This window comes from Schlesneria sp. (assembly GCF_036405755.1).
GTDB lineage: Bacteria > Planctomycetota > Planctomycetia > Planctomycetales > Planctomycetaceae > Schlesneria > Schlesneria sphaerica.
In genome coordinates this window covers 1-3397 of the sequence record NZ_DASWWZ010000093.1, presented here as the reverse complement: position 1 = coordinate 3397, position 3397 = coordinate 1, and the positions used below count along the sequence as shown (strand labels likewise).

Genomic DNA, 3397 nt, shown 5'->3' with positions numbered 1-3397 from the left:
ACAGGCCCGCAGGATGGCGGTCCGGACGGCGTCGATATGTTTTCGTTTGTGGGCCTCGCAGGGGACGACGGTGATTCCCAGTCGTCGTTCCAGTTCAGCGACATCGATCTGGATACCCCGTTCAGTCGCAACGTCCCACATGTTGAGTACAAGGACCGTCGGCAGCCCCAGATCGAGAACCTGACTGACGACGTAGAGGTTGCGTTCCAGGTTCGAGGCATCGGCGATGCAGACGATGGCATCCAGCGAACCGACGTCCGGCTGGCTGCCCAGCAGGACATCGACCGACACCATTTCGTCGAGTGTTCGCGGGGAAAGGCTGTAGGTGCCGGGAAGGTCGACGAGTCGGACCGACTGCCCTTCGTGCTGGAACCAGCCCAGTTTCTTCTCGACGGTGACACCGGGGTAATTGCCGATCCGTGAGTGTACGCCGGTCAGGGCGGTGAAAAGCGTGCTTTTACCGGTGTTAGGGTTACCAATGACCGCGACGGTCCGTTCGGTGGTGAGTGTCTGAGCTTGATCGAGCATGGGTGAGGAGAGCCGTTTTGGTGTTCAGAGATCAGCCGCTCGCTCAGTGCCCTGCCTGGCAATGATCGTGACACGTTTCGCTTCCGCCTGGCGGAGCGAAAGGCGATAGCTGCGAATCAGGTATTCTTTGGGGTCGCCCAGCGGGGCAATTCCCACGAGGGTGATCTCTTCCCCCTCGGTGAGGCCCATTTCCAGCAGGCGGATAGCAATTCCGTCTTCACCCTGGACATCGACAATCTCAGCCGTTTGCCCGATTGCCAATTCATCCAAAGTCATTCTGCGATTTCCACCAGCACGGTCACCAGGTCGTCAAAACGGAACGAAAAGCGTTGCTGTTCAATCTCGAGAATGCACGGTGCCCCCGGCCGAATCAGGTGGATCCGGGTTCCGGTATGCAGTCCCATCTCGGCCAGGCGGACCACGAGTTCCGGAGTGCCATCAATCTCGACGACAACTCCCCGTTCTCCGGCAGCCATCGCCTCAATGGGCAGTGTTCGTGAAATCACGCTCGCCATTCGCGACACCTTCTCAATGCAGAGATCGCAACAGGGGTTGAGACTCAGTCTCAACTTTGATCACGGATTCTATCCACAAGATCGGATGTCAGCCAGTCAGAATTCAGTCCGAGCTCTGAATTTCCCCCCGTCAGCCCCCGTCCAGGGGATGGACACCTGGTCTCAGCTCAAAAGCCCTGAGATCCCGTCTCAACAGGTCGGGGCCGCTGCATCGGTGGGAATTCCGCACCCCGGCCCCCGGCACTCGCGTGTGACACGGAGCGGTTCCGGGGGCTGGGCTTGCAGAACGAATTCCTCGAACCGGCCGTCGGCTTACTGGAGACGGTCAGGCCTTATTCAGTTGAGGTCGGCCGGCTTCGACAACGAATGAGGCCCGGGTGACGATGTTGCCACCTGGGGCCAGGACGTCCTCCACGGCGACGTAGTCACTGGTCCAGCTTTGGGGCGTGACGGTACAGCGGATGTAGCCCCGTTCATTGTTGTGCAGCTTGACGAAGGGATGAGTCGCTTGCAGCAGGTCAACATAATCCGGACGGGCACGCCCGTTTCCTCCGCTGCTCAGGCTGGTGGCGACAAACTCGGTCGCGACGAGCGGCGTTTCCGGATTCCGATCGTCGACTCGCAGTTCATTGGCCCAGTTCGAGTGAATATCTCCCGTCAGGACCACGGGGTTGGGGATCCGGCGTTCGGCGAGGAAGTTCGCTAACTGGATTCGCTCGTGCGAGTAGCCTGGCCACTGGTCCATCGAATACAGCGGAGTGTCCCCTTCGCGACCGACCCCAACCATTCCCATCATGACCTGCTGCGCCAGGACGTTCCATGCCGCTTGCGAGGTCAGCAGCGACGACTGCAGCCATTGTCGTTGTGTGCGCCCCAGCAAAGTCGCCTGCGGGTTGAGAGCCGCGTCATTGATCGGGCTTCGTTTGTCGTTATTAGGCTGGTCTGTTCGGTACTGACGCGTGTCGAGGATCAGAAACTCGGCCAGGCGCCCGAACGATCCTTTGCGATAAAGTCGCATGTCCGGACCTTTCGGAAGTGAACGGGGCCGCAATGGCATATTTTCGTAATAGGCCTGGTAACTGTTGGCTCGCCGCTGGAGGAAGGCGACGGGGTCTTCGTTCAGTTGCTCCGAAATTTCGCCCGCGTAGTTGTTGTCAAATTCGTGGTCATCCCACGTGACGAACCACGGACAGGCAGCGTGCATCTGCCTCAGCAGAGGGTCGGTGCGGTACTGAGCAAAGCGGATGCGATAGTCGCCGAGCGAAACGATTTCCTTGCCGAAATGTTTGCGAACAAGATTGTCTCGACCGGGGCCTTCGTAAATGTAATCCCCCAGGTGAAAGACGAGGTCGAGGTCGTCTTTCTGCATCTGCTCGTAGGCGGTGTAAAGTCCCTGTTCGAAGTGCTGGCACGACGTCGATGCGAAACGCAATTTTTCTGGCAGTGAGTCGGCATGAGGCAGTGTTCGGCAGCGCCCGACAGGGCTCTGGGCGTCCCCCGCACGAAATCGATAGAAGTACCAGCGATCCGGCTCAAGTCCCTGCGCCACGGCGTGTACGGAATGTCCGAGCTGCGGAGTTGCCGTCGCTACTCCCGAGGCAGCGATTCTGCTGAACTGTTCGTCGTGCGCGACTTCCCACTGAACGGGGATAGGTTCGGTGGACATCCCCCCATAGGCGTCGAACGGATCCTGGATGAGCCGCGTCCAGAGCACGACGCTCGTCGAATCAGGATCGCCCGAAGCGATGCCGGAAGCGAAGGGGTCCGAAGAGAATGTGACGTTCTTTTCCGCTGCCTGTGCTCGTTCGGCCAACTGCGGGAGGCTTGCTAGTGCGGCACTGTAAGCGAGGAAAAGTCGCCGACTGATTCCCCCTTCGTAACGAACGGCATCGGAAATTCGGGACAGCTCAAACACCGGGCGGCTCCTTTCAGCAAAGTGCGAATATCTGCAGTTCCTGGGTGAGTTTTGAACCATGGCAGGCCCTTCCCGGTTTGTCGAGTGACATCGCCGGGTCGGGGGCATTCTTCATCAGAAATTCACCGGGCCGTCGACATCGTCAGGGGCACTACGGGGGACGACAAGGGCGACAACAAACGGTGCGGTTCCAAAGGGCTTGGAGGAGTCTGTGTCTGTCCTGTTGGGGCCCTCATGTAAGAGGGGGCTTGAGCCCGGGGAATGTGATGCGGGTGTGGGCGGACCCCAAAGTTGTCCTCTTGGGGTGAATTGCGTAGTCAGAAAGAGAGTGAGTTTGGCGCCGATGTGGTTGTGCGGCGCCAAACTCTACGGGGTGACTTACTGCTGGCCGGGATCGATGTTACGAGAGGACTTGTGTGAAATAAAACCACGGCCGACA

The 3397-nt window shown here is 59.2% G+C and carries 4 protein-coding genes; all 4 read right to left on the bottom strand.

Features of this window, described 5'->3' with window-relative positions:
* On the bottom strand, positions 1–528 hold a 528-nt coding region (locus tag VGE80_RS03065), incomplete at its 3' end, for a FeoB small GTPase domain-containing protein (protein ID WP_440591633.1).
* Between the two features lie 24 nt (positions 529–552).
* Positions 553–804: a FeoA family protein gene (locus VGE80_RS03060; protein WP_373649943.1), complete on the bottom strand. Its 252-nt coding sequence runs from the start codon at positions 802–804 to the stop codon at positions 553–555.
* Entirely contained in the window at positions 801–1043 is a 243-nt protein-coding gene (locus VGE80_RS03055; protein WP_440591632.1) for a FeoA family protein, read from the bottom strand. Before VGE80_RS03055 ends, VGE80_RS03060 begins: the two co-directional genes overlap by 4 nt.
* A 325-nt stretch (positions 1044–1368) precedes the next feature.
* Entirely contained in the window at positions 1369–2949 is a 1581-nt protein-coding gene (locus tag VGE80_RS03050; RefSeq protein WP_440591634.1) for an alkaline phosphatase D family protein, read from the bottom strand.
* Between the last annotated feature and the right edge of the window lie 448 nt (positions 2950–3397).